The sequence below is a fragment of the Photorhabdus sp. RM96S genome (assembly GCF_042879335.1).
Classification (GTDB): domain Bacteria; phylum Pseudomonadota; class Gammaproteobacteria; order Enterobacterales; family Enterobacteriaceae; genus Photorhabdus; species Photorhabdus kayaii.
The window spans coordinates 1-20,890 of the sequence record NZ_JBHFKT010000029.1 but is presented as its reverse complement, the minus strand read 5'-3'; the positions used below and the strand labels follow the sequence as shown (position 1 = coordinate 20,890).

At 43.5% G+C, this 20,890-nt stretch carries 20 protein-coding genes; 8 read left to right on the top strand and 12 right to left on the bottom strand.

The genetic code is table 11. From position 1 onward, the window contains the following. Positions 1 to 7: 7 nt before the first annotated feature. From ACGF49_RS17000 to ACGF49_RS16980, 5 genes are read right to left on the bottom strand one after another with little or no spacing between them, the layout of a single operon-like run. Entirely contained in the window at positions 8 to 1,549 is a 1,542-nt protein-coding gene (locus ACGF49_RS17000) for an NAD(P)/FAD-dependent oxidoreductase (protein WP_387491998.1), read from the bottom strand. Positions 1,550 to 1,606: 57 nt separating this feature from the next. Then, positions 1,607 to 1,975, bottom strand: a complete 369-nt coding sequence (locus ACGF49_RS16995; protein ID WP_113043396.1) for a DUF805 domain-containing protein — start codon at positions 1,973 to 1,975, stop codon at positions 1,607 to 1,609. A 51-nt stretch (positions 1,976 to 2,026) separates the two neighbouring features. Further along, positions 2,027 to 2,179: a hypothetical protein gene (locus ACGF49_RS16990; RefSeq protein WP_158536585.1), complete on the bottom strand. Its 153-nt coding sequence runs from the start codon at positions 2,177 to 2,179 to the stop codon at positions 2,027 to 2,029. Positions 2,180 to 2,206: 27 nt separating this feature from the next. Then, positions 2,207 to 2,980: a nuclear transport factor 2 family protein gene (locus ACGF49_RS16985; RefSeq protein ID WP_387491993.1), complete on the bottom strand. Its 774-nt coding sequence runs from the start codon at positions 2,978 to 2,980 to the stop codon at positions 2,207 to 2,209. Between the two features lie 15 nt (positions 2,981 to 2,995). Beyond that, a complete protein-coding gene (locus tag ACGF49_RS16980; protein ID WP_387491990.1) occupies positions 2,996 to 4,426 on the bottom strand; it encodes a gamma-aminobutyraldehyde dehydrogenase in 1,431 nt (476 codons plus the stop codon). Positions 4,427 to 4,814: 388 nt separating this feature from the next. Between ACGF49_RS16980 and ACGF49_RS16975 the strand changes: the two genes are divergently transcribed. After that, positions 4,815 to 5,591, top strand: a complete 777-nt coding sequence (locus tag ACGF49_RS16975) for an MBL fold metallo-hydrolase (RefSeq protein WP_228902519.1) — start codon at positions 4,815 to 4,817, stop codon at positions 5,589 to 5,591. A gap of 27 nt (positions 5,592 to 5,618) precedes the next feature. Next, positions 5,619 to 6,599 carry a GlxA family transcriptional regulator gene (locus ACGF49_RS16970; RefSeq protein ID WP_113043400.1) on the top strand — a complete coding sequence of 327 codons (981 nt, stop codon included), beginning with the start codon at positions 5,619 to 5,621 and terminating at the stop codon, positions 6,597 to 6,599. Positions 6,600 to 6,611: 12 nt separating this feature from the next. Here ACGF49_RS16970 and ACGF49_RS16965 read toward each other — a convergent pair whose 3' ends face one another. Further along, positions 6,612 to 9,020: a DMSO/selenate family reductase complex A subunit gene (locus ACGF49_RS16965; RefSeq protein WP_229015669.1), complete on the bottom strand. Its 2,409-nt coding sequence runs from the start codon at positions 9,018 to 9,020 to the stop codon at positions 6,612 to 6,614. Positions 9,021 to 9,054: 34 nt separating this feature from the next. Further along, positions 9,055 to 9,207 (bottom strand): hypothetical protein, encoded by a 153-nt coding sequence (locus ACGF49_RS16960; RefSeq protein ID WP_387491986.1) that lies wholly within the window; start codon positions 9,205 to 9,207, stop codon positions 9,055 to 9,057. Positions 9,208 to 9,438: 231 nt separating this feature from the next. Between ACGF49_RS16960 and ACGF49_RS16955 the strand changes: the two genes are divergently transcribed. Together ACGF49_RS16955 and ACGF49_RS16950 are read left to right on the top strand one after the other, a co-directional pair. Then, the gene (locus tag ACGF49_RS16955) at positions 9,439 to 11,046 is read left to right on the top strand and encodes an ABC transporter substrate-binding protein (protein ID WP_271859401.1); all 1,608 of its coding nucleotides are present in this window, start codon (positions 9,439 to 9,441) and stop codon (positions 11,044 to 11,046) included. A 386-nt stretch (positions 11,047 to 11,432) separates the two neighbouring features. Then, complete coding sequence (locus ACGF49_RS16950; protein WP_262977833.1) at positions 11,433 to 12,224, top strand: lytic polysaccharide monooxygenase; 792 nt, start codon at positions 11,433 to 11,435, stop codon at positions 12,222 to 12,224. A gap of 129 nt (positions 12,225 to 12,353) precedes the next feature. Here ACGF49_RS16950 and ACGF49_RS16945 read toward each other — a convergent pair whose 3' ends face one another. Together ACGF49_RS16945 and ACGF49_RS16940 are read right to left on the bottom strand one after the other, a co-directional pair. After that, positions 12,354 to 13,466, bottom strand: coding sequence for a class II histone deacetylase (locus tag ACGF49_RS16945; RefSeq protein WP_113043404.1), 1,113 nt, complete (start codon positions 13,464 to 13,466; stop codon positions 12,354 to 12,356). A 140-nt stretch (positions 13,467 to 13,606) separates the two neighbouring features. Next, entirely contained in the window at positions 13,607 to 13,861 is a 255-nt protein-coding gene (locus tag ACGF49_RS16940) for a hypothetical protein (protein ID WP_387491981.1), read from the bottom strand. A gap of 234 nt (positions 13,862 to 14,095) precedes the next feature. On the opposite strand from ACGF49_RS16940, the gene tus reads away from it, so the two are divergent. Then, the gene (tus, locus tag ACGF49_RS16935) at positions 14,096 to 15,022 is read left to right on the top strand and encodes a DNA replication terminus site-binding protein (RefSeq protein WP_262977838.1); all 927 of its coding nucleotides are present in this window, start codon (positions 14,096 to 14,098) and stop codon (positions 15,020 to 15,022) included. Positions 15,023 to 15,118: 96 nt separating this feature from the next. Here the strand turns inward: tus and ACGF49_RS16930 are convergent, their stop codons facing one another. From ACGF49_RS16930 to ACGF49_RS16920, 3 genes are all read right to left on the bottom strand, one after another. Continuing rightward, positions 15,119 to 15,349: a DUF1778 domain-containing protein gene (locus tag ACGF49_RS16930; RefSeq protein WP_262977835.1), complete on the bottom strand. Its 231-nt coding sequence runs from the start codon at positions 15,347 to 15,349 to the stop codon at positions 15,119 to 15,121. 131 nt (positions 15,350 to 15,480) lie between these two features. After that, positions 15,481 to 16,875, bottom strand: a complete 1,395-nt coding sequence (gene fumC / locus ACGF49_RS16925; RefSeq protein ID WP_113043407.1) for a class II fumarate hydratase — start codon at positions 16,873 to 16,875, stop codon at positions 15,481 to 15,483. Further along, on the bottom strand, positions 16,856 to 17,089 hold the full coding sequence (locus ACGF49_RS16920; protein ID WP_146748114.1) for a hypothetical protein: 234 nt from the start codon (positions 17,087 to 17,089) through the stop codon (positions 16,856 to 16,858). The genes fumC and ACGF49_RS16920 overlap by 20 nt, the downstream gene beginning before the upstream one ends. A gap of 90 nt (positions 17,090 to 17,179) precedes the next feature. Between ACGF49_RS16920 and manA the strand changes: the two genes are divergently transcribed. From manA to add, 3 genes are all read left to right on the top strand, one after another. Beyond that, positions 17,180 to 18,352, top strand: coding sequence for a mannose-6-phosphate isomerase (gene manA, locus ACGF49_RS16915; RefSeq protein ID WP_228902785.1), 1,173 nt, complete (start codon positions 17,180 to 17,182; stop codon positions 18,350 to 18,352). A gap of 139 nt (positions 18,353 to 18,491) precedes the next feature. Then, positions 18,492 to 20,048 (top strand): YdgA family protein, encoded by a 1,557-nt coding sequence (locus tag ACGF49_RS16910; protein ID WP_387491975.1) that lies wholly within the window; start codon positions 18,492 to 18,494, stop codon positions 20,046 to 20,048. Between the two features lie 77 nt (positions 20,049 to 20,125). Next, on the top strand, positions 20,126 to 20,890 hold a 765-nt coding region (gene add, locus ACGF49_RS16905; RefSeq protein ID WP_387491972.1), incomplete at its 3' end, for an adenosine deaminase.

Below are 20,890 nucleotides of genomic sequence, written 5' to 3'. Positions count from 1 at the left end.
CCGTTGCTCAGAACGAAACTATGTCTGCCGGATTAAGCGTGCTTATCACTCCCAGAATACCTTTAGCCAACGGAATGGCTACCGGAGAGAGATAGGAACCCAGCGGGATACTCGTGTGGTTAATGGAGGTAAGCATGGTAAAGTCGTCGTTGCGTCCGGTAAGATCGTCGCTGATAGCTTTGCCAATGCGCACCGTCTGCGCCACTCCATGACCACTCCAGCCATGTACCATATACACGGGTACTCTGTCGCCGCTCTTACGGGCATCGGTGGCACCGTTTAGGGTCAGATCGCTAATCCCGCCCCAAGAATATTCTAGTTCGGCTTTTTCCAACTGCGGGAACACGGTTCTGATACGCTCAAGCAGATAGTTGTTCACATCACGCGGTGACCAAGAATTGCCAGTACCCTGCCCACCGAACAGCAGGCGGTTGTTGCGCACTGCACGATAGTAGTCAACCTGTAACTGTGTATCGTAGACCGGCAGATTCGACGGGATCAGATCTTTGACATCCACTGGCAACGGCGGCGTTACCGCCACGTAGGAGAAAAAAGGCACTGTGGTGGAAGGGCCGGAGATAAACTCACCCGTGGAGACATGCACACCCAACACCACAGCTTTACTTGCCCTGATAACCCCCCGCTCAGTTTCTACGACTGTACCACCAGCATCCTGCCTGATGCCCTTCACTTTCGTGCTGTCATAGATTCGCCCACCCAGTCTGGCGAAACCATAAACCAGGCCACGCAACAGTGCCAGAGGATGAACCTGCCCACCGATACTGTCGATATTTGCTCCATGGTAGATGTTCGAGCGCACATACCTTTCCTGCAATTCGTGCGGTCCGATAACCTTCATCGCCGTGTCTCCCAGTTGACGCCGGGCATCGGCATTAGCCACCAGCGGCCCCATGTGACCTGCGTGCACCGCAACAGTGATATGACCATATTTGCGGTCACATTCGAAACTATAACGCTCACGGAGTTCATCCACGAGATTCATCGCTTCAACAGAGGCAAAACGCCATAAGCGTTTAGCCCCATCGAATGAAAGTTTTTCCAGTATGTTTTCAGCTTCCCAGCGTGCGAGCCCAGGGGTTATCTGTCCCCCGTTGCGGCCAGAAGCGCCTGAACCAATGTTATCCTTTTCAACCAGAATCACGTCCACTCCCGCTTCAGCAAGATGCAATGCCGTGGAAGCACCCAGCAACCCACCGCCGATAACCACAACTTCACAATTCTGGTCTCCAGGCAGGCTTCCAAAAGTGGGCCAATCAGCCAAAGAAGCTTCATAATAATTGGCTGGCATAGCGCCAGCAGCAGCGTCTTTATGCCAGCTCCAGATGCGCGGATCCAGCCCCAACCGGCTGGCTCTATGCTGTGCATCCTCCAATAGTGTAGGCCGGAGCTTATCAACATTGACGGCCGGAGCATCGGCTGCGGTTAAGGTCTGGGCGAGCAGGGATAAGTTGGGAAGTACGGATGAAAGCACTCCTGCCCCCGCGAGCGTCGCGACGGTAGAAATAAAGTCTCTTCTATTCATTGTCATTTCAACACTCCTGTCATGATCTTGAAATCACCTGCTGGCTTGGTCTGGAGAGTTTCCCTATGAGTGAGTCCGGCTATCTGAGCTGTATTTATTGCTGCCAGAGTTCCCTTTCAGACCGGCTAGAATCAGCAGAATAACAGTGCCGATAAACGGTATGAAATGCAACAGTAACCACCAAGCGCTACAGTTGATGTCGTGCAGGCGGCGGGCATTCACTGCTAGCGCGGGCAAAAACGTGAGCAGCAGATAGACAGCGCTGAACCAGCCCATATAAATTTCAGGATTGGCAACGGCAAAGTAGCTTTCAAGGAAAGAGATAATAAATACAGCCAATATCTGGAACAAAAAGAAATACCAGAATTCCTTACGCCTGGCTCGCCCTTTGAAACATGCATAGTTCTTTAATACATTTAAATACCAGTGCATTGTTATCCCCTCTTGTGAGTATCATGGTCAGCGGGAACACGGTAAACGTCGCTAACCAGCGGGCCGAACAGCAATCTGAAATAAGCGAGCTTCAACAGACAAACACCCGATGTGAATAGCTCCCAGAGCTGGTAGAAGTAACCGATCCAGCGTCGAAACCAGCATATCTTCCTGTGTATGGGCATCCGGTTGCGGCGCGACCACAAGCTTCGCGCCGGGTATCGATCAACGCTAAAAAATACCGTGGCGATGCAGCGCTTTCGCATCCTCCGGTACCGGGGTGATAGCATCCCAAAGTTCAGCCACTTTGCCGTTTTCAATGCGCCATAGCTCGAAGTAGCTGTGACGCGCTCCGACGATACTTCCCTCCGAATGGGTCAGAACAAACTGCCCATCGGCTACCGTACGGTGAATTTTAGTGTAATGCAGCCCCTGCCCTTCATCCCTGAGTTGCTTAAGAAACGAGATGAGTGCCGCCGTACCATCGGGAATATCGGGGCTGTGCTGGCGAAACAATTCACCATTAGTGTAGTTTCCAAACTCTTCGTAGTGACCCTCGATCAGGGTACGTGTAAAAAAGTTGACCACCAGCTCGCGATTCTTCTCTCGGTCATGGTCATCGCCTGCTTCAGTCGGGCCGTCTAACTGAGTCCGGCCACTGACGTTGGGTGCAGCCTGCGGCACCAAGCCGTCCCAGTGCTCTACGATTAAGCCGCTGGCAACCCGGTACAGATCGAAACCAACCAACGGCCAGTCGTCTAATCCCGTAAAACGACCGTGGATGGCGACCAGATCACCATCTTGCAATACACGATACGTTTCGTGGTGCAGTTCAGGATGTGTCCAAACCAGCTCACGTAATCCGGCAAGACCATCTTTGACCAACGGGGAATGTTCGATGAAATGTGGCGCAAAATAACGCTCAAGTGCCCCTACATCACGGTCAGTAAACAGCTCGTGGTGCGCACGCGACACCAAGTCGCGTGGAGATCTATTCTGAATCATTACGGATGTCCTGTGTCAGTCGTTGGAACTCATCACGTGTTTGATACGCGTATATTCGTCGAAGCCATAAGCCGACAGATCTTTACCATATCCGGAGTTCTTGAAGCCGCCGTGCGGCGCTTCTGCCGTAAGAGGAATATGGGTGTTAATCCAGACGGTACCGAAATCGAGTTCACGTGACAGGCGCAATGCTCGGCCATGGTCGCGGGTCCAGACACTGGAGGCTAGTCCGTATTTCACGTCGTTAGCTTTCTCTATGGCATCCTGTTCATCGCGGAACTTCTGCACCGTGATAACCGGGCCGAAAATCTCGGTCTGGATTGCTTCGTCGTGCTGTTCCAGACCGGTGATTACCGTAGGTTCAAAGTAATAACCCGAACGTTCGGCCTGACGGCCTCCGGTTTCGATACAGGCATGCGCGGGCAAACGTGCAATGAACCCTTTGACCTGTTCCAGCTGACGAACATTATTGAGCGGCCCATACAGCGCCTCTTCATCTTCCGGATAGCCAAAGCGGATAGCTTTAGCTGCCGTCACCAGTTTGGCGACGAAGGTATCGTAAACAGATTCATGCACCAGCACACGCGAGGCTGCCGTACAATCCTGACCCGCATTGAAATACCCCGCGGTAGCAATGGTCTGCACCGCTTTGTCCATATCTGCATCGGCGAAAACAACCACTGGCGCTTTGCCACCTAGCTCCAAATGTGCTCTGGTGAGATTAGCCGCCGCCGAAGAGGCAACCTGCAAACCTGCGCGCACGGAACCCGTGATGGAAACCATGGCTGGCGTTTTGTGTGAAACGACCAGAGCACCCGCGCTGGCATTACCCAACACCACGTTGAATGCACCTGTAGGGAAGAACGGAGCGGCCAGTTCAGCCAGCAACAGAGTACTTTCCGGCGTAGTATCGCTCGGTTTGAGTACCACGGTATTACCCGCTGCCAGCGCAGGCGCTATCTTCCATACTGCCATCATCAGCGGGTAATTCCACGGTGTAACTTGCCCCACCACACCCAGGGGTTCGCGCCGGATGCTGGTCGTCATATCAGGAAGATATTCAGCAGTCGCTTTACCTTCCAGAAAACGGGCGGCACCAGCGAAGAAACGGATATGATCCACTGACGTCGCAACTTCCTCAGAGGCAATCAGATGCTTGAGCTGCCCTGTATTGCGGCTTTGCGCTTCGATCAGACGTTCAGAGTTTTTTTCCACCGCATCGGCTAATGCCAGCAACGCCTGCTGACGTGCTGACGGTGTGCTGCGCCCCCAGATCTTGAATGCCTCTTTAGCCGATGCATAAGCTTCATCAACATCCGCTACAGTCGCGTTAGGAGAACGCGCATAGATTTCACCTGTGATCGGGCTTACTAGGTCAAAATATTCGGAACCTTTAGATTCAACATACCGACTATTAATGAAATGCCTGAGCGTTGGTATCGCCATGGTTACCTCCTGATGGATTAGATAACATAAAATATAACCTATAACTTAATATGTTCAATTGTTATGTGGATGTTAATTTTTCAACTAAAAAACAAAAATAAAGAGTAATTAGATATATAGATGTAACTTTCGACACTCCTGTTCAGGAAAATATGCCGATCTGTGAGCATGATCGAGAATTTTTTTGATTGAAAGAAAAGATTCGCGGCTATTCGGGGTCCTGGGTAAGTTGAAATGAAAAAACAGCTCGAAAATGATTGATTGGCCCGATATCAATGCAATTTGACCTTAATCTGACGGTTTTGCTGGCCTGTTTCAACTATAGTGACCTTATCAGGTCAGGTGGACTGCCTCTTCCTGCTATTAACAGAACACTGGAGCTATTTAGATGAAAATTACTCAGGTACGTAATGCTACACAACTTATTACTTTTGCGGGTAAAAAATTCCTTATCGACCCAATGCTGGCTAAAAAAGATGCGTATCCAGGTTTTGCAGGTACAGCCCGCTCAGAGCTTCGTATCCCAATAGTGGAACTGCCCTTAGATATGGATACGTTACTGGATGTGGACGCTATTATTGTCACCCATACGCATCTCGACCACTGGGATGCAGCAGCAGTGGCCTTAATCCCCAAAGATAAGCTGATTTATGTTCAGAATGAAAATGACGAAAATATTCTTCGTTCTCAGGGGTTCACGAACCTCGCTGTTTTGTCTGACAGCAGTAAGTTGGGTGACATTTCTCTTATTAAAACCATTTGTCAGCATGGAACTGATGAGGCTTACGCTAACCCTCAGATGGCGGCACTCCTTGGAGATGTCTGTGGTGTGGTCTTTCAGCATCCAGACGAAAAGACGCTGTATCTCATAGGCGACTCCATCTGGATTGGCACTGTGGCGGATAATATGCGCAAATTTAATCCTGCCGTTGTTATCATGAACACTGGCTGGGCGCACGTTCTCGGATTCGGCCCTATTATATTCGGTAAAGAAGATATCCTGAAAGTACATCGAATATTGCCTGAAGCACACATTGTGGCAACACATATGGAAGCGGTTAACCACTGTTTGCTGACCCGACAGGAACTGCTGGCGTACGCCCATGATAATCAGGTTCAGAAATTTATTTCAGCTCCTGAAGATGGTGAATCAGTCACTTTTTAATTTGCCCATCAGCCTGGGAAGCAAAATATGTCCTCTATCACAGTTGCCATTCTGATCACCGAGAGGTTTAGCACATTTCATGTTTCCATCCCACTGATTCTGTTCGGCAATATACTGGAGGGGGACCCTCTGTTTACACGCAAGATTTGTGCTGAAAAACCGGGAGTTATCTGGTCATCAGAAGGAACTGCCGTGAAGGCGGAATACGGTCTTGATGCTCTGACGCAGGCTGATATTGTTATTGTTCCGTTCTGGAAGAATATCCATGAACGTCCTCCAGAACCATTGTTACAAGCACTGCTTCAGGCCTGGAATAATGGAGCACAGCTCATTGGGCTTTGCCTTGGAACTGCTGTGCTGGCTTATGCCGGACTATTGGAAGGACGAAAGGCAGCTACACACTGGGAGGCAGAAAAAGACTTTCAGATACTTTTTCCATCAGTCAATCTGGATACTAATGTTCTCTATATTGAGGATGAAAGAATAATAACCTCAGCCGGTACAGCCGCTGCGCTTGACTGTTGTCTGTATGTTATCCGTCAGCGTCTTGGCTACCACACGGCTAATAAGATTGCCCGACGGATGATTGTTCCTCCTCACCGTGATGGAGGGCAGGCGCAGTACAGGGAACAACGACTCCCCCGAAGAACGTCTGATAATCGAATAAATATGCTGCTTGATTACCTGTCGCAAAATCTGGATAAGCCGCATGATATCGACACATTAAGTCGTTTTGCTTCTATGAGTCGACGAACGCTGACGCGAAACTTTCATGCAGCCACGGGCATGACTATCGTAAACTGGATCACTGGTGAACGCTTAAAACGCAGTCTGGAATTACTTGAAAGTACAGAAAGCTCCATTGAACAGATAGCTTGTTTGTCTGGCTTTCAGTCCGCGACGACTTTCCGCCAAATATTCAGGCAGAGACTGGGAGTCAGTCCCGGCGAATGGCGTAAAACATTTCGCGGAGCGCCAGGTGCTCAACATTTGATACAAAAAACATGAATATACATTCACTCATGCTTTATTGACCTCAACCAATAATGTTTGATGAGAGTTTCCGTGTGCAAGCGGGGTTTTACGAGATGATGTCAGCACATTGACACAACCTCCCCAATCAACACCATTTTTATCCGGTTGCCACCATGCGCCGGTCGGCATTGCCACCACGCCGGGGATAATACGTTGAGTTACCTCCGCCGGGATCATAGAAACACCGCGATCATTAAATACCCGAACTAAATCCCCTTGTTTAATTTTGCGTTTTTGCGCATCCAATGGATTAATCCATAACTTCTGGGTTTGTACTTCCTTTAACCAAGGATTTGAATATTGGGTTGAATTAGAGCGGTTTTTCCCTTTCCAGGTAATTAATTGCAACGGATATTTTTCAGTTAATTTATCCTCCGGCCCTTCGAATGCAGGTACATAATGTGACAATGCAGGGATCTCAGGATGTTGCATGTCGTATAGACGCTTAGAAAATATCTCTATTTTTCCTGAGGGTGTTGGAAATGGATGATTTTCTAGGTCACGAATATTTTTTTCAAAAGCGACATAAGGCGGTATTTTGAAAAGATGTTTGTTTGTCCGTTGTAATTCCTCAAAAGTAGGTAAATTTTCTTTTGGCATAGCTTGACGATTAGATTCCATAATATGAGCTATCCACGCTTTTTCGTCACGACCTTGGCTGAATTCCTGTTCAACTCCCAGTTTTGCGGCCACTTCACGTATCCATTCATAATCAGAACGCCGTTCGAATTCAGGTTCAATCAATTTTGATGACAAAATGAAATAGCTGCCGGTGCCCCAAGGATAGGCGATATTCCAGCGTTCCATAAAACTGGTTTCCGGCAATAAAATATCTGCGTATCGGGCGCTTGGTGTTAGATAAAGATCACTGGAGACAATAAATTCAATTTTAGATTCATCTGCTAATATTTTTACTGCCTGATTAACATCCGGGTTTTGATTTGCAAGGTAATTACCGGCCAGTGAGAATAGCATACGGATATTGGTATTCAGCTTATCTGCACCAACTAAACCATCTGCCGGAGTAACTTTACTGGCATCATCGGCTGCTTGGACCCAGTTCATTACAGAGATTTTTTCTTTTACCGGGTTTTTACCAAGATCAAGTCCGTAGAGATATTTATTACCCGCAACACTACCGAAACCGGCAGCCCATCCCCCTTTTTTACCCACATTACCGGTTATTGTGGCTAAAATTGTTGAACCACGTGCAACACGTTCACCACAGATATGACGTTGTGGCCCCCATCCCTGAATCAGAGCCGCAGGTTTCGTGCTGGCATATTCGCGGGCAAGTTGACGAATGATATTTGCCGGCACTTTAGTGATTCTTTCAGCCCATGCCGGTGTTTTTACAATGCCATCTTTAGCGCCTGTCAGGTAAGCAACCAAAGATTCATTGGCAGGAACGCCATCCGGCATATTGTTTTCATCAAAACCAATCGTATAGCGATCAATAAACCCTTTATCGTGCAAATTTTCACTGACAATCACATACATCATTGCATCCATTAATGCGTTATCAGTTGTTGGCAGCAAAGGAATCCATTGGTCAGCCAACGAGGAAGCAGAATCAGAATAACGGGGATCGACAACAATAAATTTGGTGCCGTTTTTTTTCATCTTCTGGAAATAGTGATTGGTGTGACCAAAAATAGTTTCAGCCGGATTATGGCCCCAAAGGATCACCAACGGGGTATCTTCTAAGGTATCCAGTGTGCTACCCGAAGTTGCCACACCGTAGGTATAGGGCGTGGCTGCCGCGGTATTGCCCATACTCACGGAATGGTAATATTGTAAATGTCCGCCGGTAATATTGAGTAAACGACGTAACATTTTATCGCCTGATGATACACCGCCAATTATCGCGGTATTAACGCTAACATAGCGGCAAGCTGGGCCATATTTCTCAGTAATGCTTTTTAGCTTATCCGCAATAATGGTTGTCGCCTCATCCCAGGAGATTCGTTCAAATTTTCCTTCTCCCCGCTTACCAACGCGTTTCATCGGATATTTTAAACGATCAGGATGATAAACAAATTTGCGATAGCCCTTACCGCGGACGCAAGCTCGCATGATCGGCATTGCTTCATCAAGTTCATGATCAGGTCTGGTGGTTATGCGGGTGATAACGCCTTCTCGGACATGAGCTCGGATATCGCATCTTCCTCCACAATCAAATGTACTACAGGTGGGTATGACTTTCGTTTCACTTGTATCAATAACATTAATCGGTAGTGAGCTGTGGTCTGTTTTCTCGCCGGCGGTTGTTTGGCGGGTAGTAACAAAGGGAATAGATATAAGCGCCGCACTCGCTTGAATAAAACGACGACGGCTGGCCCTCAGGTCATTATTCTGTTCATCGGCTTTATCACTTATTTTTTTATGTTTCATATTAGCTTCCACATTGCATCTCATCCGTTGAATGTTATTTAGATTTATACCCGTCATCTTTCAAGTTACCTCTTTGTTGGCTACACTCACTCACCCCGGTCACATCGTTATCTATGCTCCCGGGGATTCGCTCCCTTGCCGTCGCGATACATCTTGAAATCCATTGGGTATATTGCTTAAATTTCATGATATTAATGAAGTAGCGCTAAGTATTTTATGCTAATACTTAATTATAGTTATACCTCTTACATTCAAAATAGGGTATTCAATAGAATCACGTAATTTTAACTTAATATCTTAAATAGTCATAAACATTCTGAGGTTTGGTTTGCAAAATTATATAAAAACCTTAATTATCAAAAAATTGACTTCCCTGAAATAGATACTCCCAAAATGAGATCCTCTTGGAGAACAAACGATGAATAAAACATTAAGGAATATATCCTTATTCACAGGTATTATATTTGGCAATCTGGCATTATCTCATGCCGCAATTATTCCAGCAGGTACATTATTGTCAGTTAATCAAGATATCGTTCGCAATAATGGTTCAGAACCTGTGTCTCTTGATGTTCATAAAGTTGAAAACGATGTTGAATTTAATATTATTCATGATTTTTTTAGTGGATTAATCAGAGCGGGCAGTGATGGAAAAATCAACCCTGATTTAGCGGTCAGTTGGGAAGCCAAAGATAATAAAGTGTGGTTATTTCATCTAAGAAAAGGAATAAAGTGGTCTGATGGCTCCCCTATTACTGCCCATGATGTGGTTTTTAGCTGGCGACGTTTAGTTGATCCCAAAATTGCCTCTCCGTATGGCAGTTATCTTGGAAACATGCATGTAGTCAATGCCAAAGATATTGTTGCAGGCAAGAAAAAAACCGATGAATTAGGTGTAAAAGCACTGGATAATTTAACTTTGGAAGTGACGTTAGAACAACCCGTATCCTATTTTTTACAGATGTTGGCCTACCCTGTTATGGTACCTATAAGCCAAAAAGCGGTTGAAAAGTATGGCGAAAAATGGACTCATTCCGATGTATTTGTCAGTAGTGGGCCATTTAAGTTATCCGAATGGGTTGTTAATGAGAAAGTTGTGGGCATCAGGAATTCACAATATTGGGATAGTGCTCATACTGTTATTAATAAAGTTACTTACCTTCCAATAGCATCAGAAACGGCAGATATCAATCGTTATTTAGCCGGAGAAATTGATATCACCAAGAATATCCCGTCGATTTTATTTAAATCCTTAAAGGCAAAATTAGGTAATCAAGTTCGTATCACACCAGCATTAGGTGTTTATTATTATGATTTTAATAATAAAAAAGCACCTTTTAATGATTTCAGAGTCAGACAGGCATTAAATTTGGCTTTAGATAAAGAAATTATAGCGAATAAAGTTTTGGGGCAAGGCCAAGAACCTGCTTATAATCATACCCCACCAAATACTGGAGGAATGAATTTAGGGCAACCTGATTATGCATCATGGACACAACAAGCAAGAATTGAGAAAGCTAGAAAATTATTAAATGAAGCGGGTTATAATAGAGATAATCCATTGAAATTTAAACTTCTTTATAATACATCAGAAGAGCATAAACGGATTGCTATTGCGGCGACTTCAATGTGGAAAAAAAGTCTGGATGTAGATATTATTTTGCAGAACCAAGAACGAAAAGCTATGTTGGATGTTATTCATCAAGGTAATTTTGAGATGGTGAGATATGCACGGATCGCTGATTACGATAATCCTGCCTCGTTTTTAAATAATTTTGTTACTGATAGTTCTAATAATACATTCTTATATAGCAATCATACTTATGATGATTTGATAAATAAAGCTAAAGCAACGAATGATCGAAAATATTTTCAGCAAGCAGAAGATATTTTGGCAAAAGATGTACCAGCAATTCCTGTTTATTACTATATCGGCGTCAGATTAGTTAAGCCTTATATTGGTGGGTATTATATGAGCCCATTGGGTTTTGTGTCGACAAAAGATCTTTATGTTATTAAACATTAGTAGAATATTATTGTAGTATTTAAGTAGATATTACGGTTTTGGACAGGTTGGTTGTTTTAAACCGTAATATGAGATGATTTAATATTTTCATCAATTGTTTTCATTACTTTATATCGATAATTTTTTATTTAAAAAATCTGAATAGGAATATTATTATGTAAATATATCGCCATAACTATAAATAAGTATTTTTAAGATAGCGGGTGTTCCCTAAGACACATCAACTGCCTATTATATGAACCATATCGAATAAATTAGGAAAATCATATCGTTTTATATTACAAAAAACAGTGACAGGCATATTTTAAACAAAACTTCAATAACTTAATATAATTAGATTATTAATTAATTTATGAAATGGATAATCATATTATATTTATCTAGAATTGATAGCTAAGTCCTGGGGCTTTATTTGTCGTAGGTATACCCAATGGATTTCAAGATGTATCGCGACGGCAAGGGAGCGAATCCCCGGGAGCATAGATAACGATGAGACCGGGGTGAGTGAGTGCAGCCAACAAAGAGGCAACTTGAAAGATAACGGGTATAAATTATCCTGTAAAATGGAGGACACTATTATGTATAAACATAAAGTGAAAGTGATGACTTTAGCCGCTACGATAATTACAGCTTTATTTAATAGCGCATGGGCTCATGGTTATATTGATAGTCCAGGAAGTCGTGCATTCCTTTGTTCTGCACAGGGAAATGAACAAAATACGGATTGTGGGTTAGTTAAGTATGAGCCTCAATCTCTTGAAGCTAAGAAAGGCTTTCCGCAAACTGGTCCGGAAGATGGCCATATTGCTAGCGCTGGCATTGGTCATTTTGGCTCATTGGATGTTCAAACCGAAGATCGTTGGAAAAAAATTCCTATTACTGCCGGTGATATTGAGTTTCAGTGGGAAATTATGATTCAACACAAAACCTCAAGTTGGGAATATTTTATTACTAAACCTAATTGGGACCCCAATAAACCTTTAACCAGAGAGCAATTTAATAATACACCTTTCTGCTTTGAGGATTATCAGGAAAAAATGCCGGGCAGCAGAGTTATTAATAAATGTACCTTACCAGAGGGTTATCAAGGCTATCATGTTATACTGGGTGTTTGGACAATCTCAGATACCCTAAATGCATTTTACCAAGTAATTGACACAACAATTAGCCCTGCTTGATTATAAAATAACTATTATCGGGAACAGCATGATGCTGTTCCTGTTTATCGAACTTCTTGTTCCATCTATTGAACTCAATTAATATAGGTTTGCTCCCAAACTATGTGGAACAAACCTACGCAACAAAGCTCAAAGACCGAATTTTTCTTTAAGTTTATCAAGCTGTTGTTGTTGAAATAGCTCAAACTTAGCTTTTGGCTGCTGCAAGCGTATAGAATCTAACATTGGATCTTTGACTTCCGTACGAATGCCGCTCATTTGTTCAAGTACAGCCAATCCACAGAATGGTACATAAGACTCCGCATACCCGCCTTCATGAATAACGACTAGTTTTCCGTCGCATAAACTATCTGCTGCCTGTTGCACTAGCTGGGTCATCTCCCGAAAACTTTCACTATGGAGCTGCATCCTTGCCAAAGGATCCACCGCATTCGCATCATAGCCACAGGCAACAATAATCAGTTCCGGTTTAAAACGTTCAAGCGCAGGAAGTATTATCTGTGTCATTGCATAGATATAGCTATTATGTCCGGCTCCAGCAAGTAATGGGATATTCAGGTTATAACCTATTCCTTCACCTTCCCCAATATCATCTTCACCGCTGTATCCTGGAGGGAAGCAACCATCCTGATGTATTGAGATGGTCAAAACATCAGAACGCTCCCAATAAATATGCTGAGTACCATTACCGTGATGAACATCCCAATCAATGACCGCAACTCGTTTTAAATCAAAACGTGCTTTTGCCTGTTCAATTGCCAATGGGATATTTGCTAGAAAACAAAATCCCATGGGCTTATCAGGTAAACAGTGATGACCTGGTGGTCGAGAAAGGCTGTAAGCATTATCAAGCTCACCGCTAAGCACTGCTTCCACTGCCGCACAAGCAAGGCTGGCTGAAAGTTTAGCAATTTCATAGCTTCCCGGTCCCAAAGAGGCTTCTATACCAAGCATTCCTCCACCATTATCACTGACTTGCTTAAACCGCTTCAGGTACTCTTCCGGATGAATTTTACGTAGTATATGCTCATCAATAAGAGATGCCGAAGAAAGGTGCAAAGAGTGGCTCAAGCCTGATACATCCATCAAATTTTTTAGCCGCCTTTTTGTTTCCGGCGATTCAGCATGTGCAGTTCCAGAAGTAGGTTGAACCCAACCACCGACAGGTAAAGTCGTTATATGCATGCCAGTACTATGCCAAAAACAATGTTCATCAAAGAAAAACCCCGTTTTTCGTCTCATCATCCTTCCTTATAGATTAAATTAATTCACATATAATTAACACAATCAGAACAAAAACAGATTATGCTTAAACCTCCCTAATATTCGTGGGCACCGATGAGATAACCCGAACAAGTATGTTCGGGTCACAAATCCAGCAGTTAAGTGCTGAATTTAGAGGTCAGAACCACTCGGTGAAGCCCCATGTCGTGGTAAAGTCTCTGAGTATCTTCAGTTACAGGGGATGCCCGGCAAATAAAGCCAAGGTAGCCTCCCCTCTTTCCTTCCCAGACGCACTCAAATTTTTGGTGTGGTGTAGTGCTCTCCCATATTGCCAATGACACACTCCCCGGCTCTGCATGAAACTTACTAGCCACCGTTACAGCAGTCGCGTAATTACCTGCTGGACCGGGCATTGTTTTTGTGCTGCTGAAATGGACATTTCCACCAAACAGTCTTGTTCGCTGTAACGTTCAATGCATTGATATTTTGTATTTTTTCTCAGTGGTATCATTCAGTGACATTCCTGACCACATTGTTGGCTTCAAGCTTTATAGGTGGTATGAATATACATACGACATATTTGAGTTTGATGTTTGCTCCTTTTGTTTTATAATAAAAAGTATGTTGTAACTAATCGTGTTATTCAAATGAGTAAATATTTATCAATTGAAGATTTGAATAGTTGTTTTCAAAGACAAGAGAGTAAGTTGAAACAACTGGATGAACAATTAAATAGCTATTCTTTGTTAGCCGCTCATGTGTTTATTCTGCCTGATGTAGAAAAAGGCAGTGAACATGAGCCAGTAACGAAAATAATTGTTAATGAAAAGACGGGTAATGACGCACTAAACATAGGGTTAAATCATTACCAGAAGCTATTTATATATCACAACAACCAAAATATCAGCAGTAAAGCTGCCGTTCGTCTTCCCGGTGTATTATGTTTTTCTGTGAACCAACAACAATATCGCTCTGCTTTACTTTTGATTGAGGAAATTAATAAGTTGAAAGCAGAACTTGAACATATCGTAACTGTGCAATCAGGAGTGGATAAAGAACAACGGTTTGAGTTTGTTCACAGTCAGTTACATGGTTTGATAACTTTAAACGCTTACAGAACCATCACTCCCCTTATCAATCCCGATTCAGTTCGCTTTGGTTGGGCAAATAAAAATATCATCAATAAAGTCACAAAAGATCAAATTCTACAACGTTTAGAGAAAAGCTATAACGCTGGACGAGCAGTTTCCCCCTATTCTCGTGAACAGTGGGCAACATTAGTCGCCAAAGAAATTATCGACATAAAAAAATTACCTAATGATGTGGCTTTAAAAATCAAACGTCCGGTGAAAGTGCAGCCCATTGCACGAGTCTGGTATGCGGAACAACAAAAACAGGTGCAGTATGCTTGTCCCCTGCCAATAATTGCATTTTGTGTTAATTATGGCGATAACCAACCAAAGATAGGTAGACTTGCTAACTATGATGCCAATGCCATAGTCCATCGTTATAAACCCAAAGCCAAACCACTGGAGTTGATTATTCCAAGGCTACATTTATATCGTGAGATTTAGTGCAATTAATCCTGTTTACCTAATGGAAGCATCAGCGTGTATGGCTCCAACGATGACTGGGCAAAGCCAAGACGCGTATAGAACGTTCGGGCGTTCTCATTTATCAGAAAGCGGTTGCTCCAGCATCTGCATGAACGCATGATATTTTTCGTCGTTAACGAAAAAGTGGCGCTGATCGAGTATGGCCTCTTCGGCTGCGCGGCAGGCAGCATCCAAGATGAAATCAGTTCGGGTCTTTGAGTGCAGGTTTGCTGCATGGTCAATAAGCTCCCGCTGAAAGGCTTTCGCCCGGATGTTGATCGGGGTTTCTTTAGGTTGTGTTCTCATAAATCACCTGTGTAGCAAATTGGTAGGCAGTCATTATAGCAGTTGTGTAACTAATAGCTATACAGAAGATTCCGTACATTCTACTAACCGGAGCTCTCGTCTCCGGTCAGTTTTTCATGGCTAAACAACAATTACTTCAAGCTGCCAACCATATCTTCCGGACGAACCCACTCATCAAACTCTGCGTCTGTCAGATAACCCAGTTTCATCGCCGATTGTTTCAATGTCAGCCCTTCTTTATGGGCTTTCTTAGCAATTTCTGCGGCTTTGTCATAACCGATATGTGTATTCAGCGCTGTTACCAGCATCAAAGATTCATTCAGCAACTGAGTAATGCGATCACGGTTAGGTTCGATACCAACTGCACAATGTTCATTGAAACTACGCATACCATCCGCCAGCAAGCGAACAGATTGCAGGAAGTTATTAATCACCATTGGACGGAACACATTCAGCTCAAAGTTGCCAGATGCACCACCAATATTAATAGCAACATCATTACCCATCACCTGAGCACAAAGCATTGTCACCGCTTCACACTGAGTTGGGTTAACTTTACCTGGCATGATTGAACTACCCGGTTCATTTTCAGGAATTGAAATTTCACCGATACCACAGCGAGGGCCGGAAGCCAACCAACGAACATCGTTTGCAATTTTCATCATGGATGCTGCCAGACCTTTTAATGCCCCATGAGAATGAACCAGAGCATCACAAGTCGCCAAGGCTTCAAATTTATTTGGTGCAGTAACAAACGGATGGTTGGTCAGTTCAGCCAATTTCTTAGCAACACGAACAGCATATTCAGGATGAGTATTTAAACCGGTGCCAACCGCAGTTCCCCCTAGCGCTAGTTCACAAACATGGGGGATACTGTCTTCAATGTGTTTCAGGTTATGCGTTAACATTGCCGCCCAACCAGAAATTTCCTGACCAAGGGTCAATGGCGTCGCATCCTGCAAGTGTGTACGACCAATTTTAACGATATCCTTATAAGCTTCAGCTTTATCAGCCAATGTTTTTTGTAATATTTTCAGCTCAGGAATAAGGTGCTCACGCAGCGCGATAACCGCAGCAACATGCATTGCTGTTGGGAAAACGTCGTTAGAACTCTGACTTTTATTTACATCATCGTTAGGATGGATAAGGCGTTCACTCCCCCTCACCCCGCCAAGGATCTCACTACCACGGTTCGCCAACACTTCGTTCATGTTCATGTTACTTTGTGTTCCAGAACCGGTCTGCCAGATAGCAAGAGGAAATTCTGTCGGATGTTTACCTTCCAGCACCTCTTTCGCAGCAGCAATAATTGCTTCACCACGTTCTTGCGGCAGAAGACCCAAATCCATATTGACACTGGCCGCAGCCTGTTTGGTCAATGCCAGAGCATGAATTAATGCAACCGGCATTTTCTCCTGCGAAATGCGAAAATGCTCAAGTGAACGTTGAGTTTGCGCTCCCCACAATTGGTCAGCAGGTACTTCGATGGGCCCCATTGAGTCTTTTTCAATGCGAGTGGCTGCCATTACTATCTCTCCTTAACACACAGAATAATCGAATATGCATATACCCGTCATCTTTCAAGTTGCCTCTTTGTTGGCTGCACTCGCTCACCCCCGTCACATAGTTACCTATGCTCCCGGGGATTCGCTCCCTTGCCGTCGCGAAGCATCTTAAAATCCATAGGGTATAATCAGTCTTTGCAGATAAACTAATTAGCATTCTGTTATCATGCCACATATTAGTTCCTGATTATGCCAACCAAGTCGTATTTATCGTATTGTGGTAGAAAGGAAATAGATTGATTTTTTTAAAAAGAGAGTAACGGCCATGTTGAAGATGATAAATCAGATCCAGCGCTATTCATGGGGAAGCAAAACCGCCCTGATGGATATTTATGGTGTTGAAAATCCAGATAATCTGCCAATGGCTGAATTATGGATGGGCGCCCATCCTAAAAGCAGTTCACTTGTCGTCAATCCAGAAACGGGAAAACCCATTGCCTTAAATGAATTAATAGCCAGTGATCCGGAAAAATATTTGGGGAAAAAAGTTTCAGATAGATTTCACCGTTTGCCTTTCCTATTTAAGGTATTATGCGCGGCTCAACCTCTCTCAATTCAGGTTCATCCTGATAAAAAATCCGCAGAAGAGGGGTTTGCCAAAGAGAATATCGCCGCTATTCCGTTGGATTCCCCGGAAAGAAATTACAAAGATGATAACCATAAACCCGAATTGGTTTATGCCCTTACCCCTTTCCGGGCAATGAATGGGTTCCGTCCATTAACCGAAATCGCGCAATTACTGAAATTTATTACTGCGGCCCATCCCAAAATTCCGTTCTTTATTCAGACACCAAATGAACAGAATCTTGCCTGCTTATTTTCCCAATTACTGAATATGAGTGGCAAACAAAAGCAGTTAGCTCTTGGCGTATTGAAATCAGCATTGAATAGTCGGCTCGGAGAACCTTGGGATTCCATCAAAAAAATGACGGCATTTTACCCTGACGATAATGGCCTATTTATTCCACTTTTACTTAATGTCATCGAACTTGAACCCGGTCAAGCCATGTTTCTATGCGCCCGCACGCCTCACGCTTATCTGGAAGGCGTTGCTCTTGAAGTGATGGCAAACTCAGATAATGTCCTACGAGCGGGCTTAACCAACAAATATATTGATATTCCTGAGCTAATGGCAAACCTTGACTTTATTTCAAAACCAGCAAACACCTTATTTATGCTACCAAGACAGGAAAAAACAGCTAAAAATTTCCCTATTCCAGTGGATGATTTTGCATTTTCTATTTATTCTCTATCGGAACAGTCAATTACGCTTGATAACAATTCAGCATCGATTGTTTTTTGTGTTGAAGGTCAAACAGTTATACAATCTGGCGAACACCAATTGAGAATTTTCCCAGGTGAGTCAGTATTCATATCTGCTGCCGAAAAGGCTGTGATAATTCACGGTGATGGTTTTACCGCCCGGGTTTTTAATTAATAATACCAATCTGGGCCTAAAACTCATTCACAGGCGCTGTTAAGCACTACTTACACTCCAAGCTGTGTTAACGGCCATTTTTATACCAAGAGAATGCATATTACCTGCAAAATATGCATTAAAAGGATGGATTTGCATTATGAAAAAATCGTTAGTGGCAATAGGCATTATTGTTGCCTTGGGAGCAGCCTGGACTGGAGCTTCATGGTATACAGGTAAACAGATTGAACAACGTATAGATCAATCTATTTCCCGCGCCAATGCTGAGATGAAAAAAGCCTTCCCTGAAACAGGTCTGATGTTACAGAGTAAAGATTTCCACCGTGGCGTGTTCAGTTCTGATGTCCGTCTTGTTCTGACAGCTAAAGACGGCGTTAAAAACGCAGAAATCAAACCCGGTGAAGAGATTTCAATTAAATCGGTGATTGATCACGGCCCTTTCCCACTTGCACAAGTGAAAAAATTAACCTTAATTCCGAGTATGGCTTCCGTTCATTCCGAGCTGGAAAATAATGGATCTTTAAAACCCCTGTTTGAAATCACTAAAGGAAAATCGCTGTTCACTTCTGATTCACGGGTCGGTTATAGTGGTTCTGTTATTTCTGATGTTGATATCTCCCCTGTCGATTTTGAAAAAAATGGGGCTAAGTTCAATTTTTCCGGCGCCAAACTGACTTCCGATCTCAGCCGTGATCTGAAAGAGATATCACTGGCAATCAAGAGTGACCAGTTAGTCATCAATAAAAATGACGAAAATTTCCTTGTCAAAGGTATTGATTTAAACCTAGCTAATAAAAAAGGCAAATTTGATATCTATATTGGCGATCAAAGCATCAAAATTCAGGAAATCAGCCTAAAAGGCATCGGCAATGAAGATATGATGCTTTCCGGAGTTAAAATAGATTCAAATATCGGTGAAGATGAAACTAATCTGAAAGGAAAAATCACTTATAGTTTAGATGGTCTTAAACTGAAAAACATTGATTTTGGTTCTGGTAAGTTTGCAATTACTGCGGATCGTCTGGATGGTGAATCTGTCCGTAAGTTCACCCAAGCATATAATGATGCCACAGCTAAATCCCTCGCGTCTGGTGATCTCTCTTCCGACGCGGCAAACACGGCCATGATTGACGCCGTTTTTTCTAACTTCCCTATTCTGTTGAAAAACAATCCACAATTTGGTATCGAACCACTGACCTGGAAGAATACCAAAGGTGAAAGCACCATTAATTACCAAGTGGGTTTGAAGAGCTTGCCGAAAGATAAAAGCAGCTTGTCTTCAATGAAAACAGAAGAAGCTATTCGCACTTTAATTCAAAACATGTCTCTGAATGTCACATTACCAAAACCTATGATGATTGAGTTCGCTACTCAGTCGATGATAATGAATGGTGCGGATAAAGCAAAAGCTGAACAGAATGCTGAACAACAGATAAAACAGTTTGAACAATTAGGACAGTTGTTTAAAATTACCACGGTTGATAAAGATGCTATCAGCATTAAATTTAACTATGTAGACGGTAATGTAGAAATGAATGGTAAGAAAATGCCCTTACATCAGTTCATGTCTGAATACAATTTATCCGACCCTTCTGATGATGAAGCACCAGAGCAACCAGAACAAATAGTGCCAGAAGGCGACACCCACGACAATGGAAAAGTGAAAGCAGAAGGTACTGTGAAACCTGTGCAATAAAACGCGCCCATAAACGTTTTGTTAAATTGCCAGTCAACGTATGTGACTGGCTTTTTTATATAAAAAAGGACCTGAACGTGATTGACATAAAACTCCCACTGACAGATTTACACCGCCATCTCGATGGAAATATCCGGCCGGAGACTATCTTAGATCTTGCCAACCAGAATAATATTCAGCTTCCAGCAAATGATCTGGAATCACTACTCCCTCACGTACAAATTATTGAAAATGAACCAAGCTTAGTCAGTTTTTTGCAAAAACTTGATTGGGGAGTGGCAGTATTAGCTGATTTGGACGCTTGTCGTCGAGTTGCTATCGAAAACGTTGAAGATGCCATCAATACTGGGCTAGATTATGCTGAATTACGTTTTTCCCCTTATTACATGGCGATGAACCACAAATTGCCGGTTGAAGGGGTCGTTGAGGCGATTATTGATGGTATCCGTTCTGCCCGTCAAAATAACGATATCGACATCCGTCTTATCGGAATTTTAAGCAGAACTTTTGGTGAACAAGCCTGTACTGAGGAATTAGCTAGCCTGCTGGCTCACCAGCAACATATTACTGCATTGGATCTCGCGGGTGACGAGTTAGGTTTTCCCGGCCATCTTTTTCAATCTCATTTTACTAAAGCCCGTGACGCTGGATGGCATATAACTATCCATGCCGGCGAAGCCGCTGGTGCTGAAAGTATTTGGCAAGCCATTAGGGAATTAGGAGCCACGCGGATTGGTCATGGGGTAAAAGCCATTACTGATCCCGTATTGATGGATTATTTGGTTGAAAACCGTATTGGTATTGAAACCTGTTTAACCTCAAACCTTCAAACCAGCACCGTC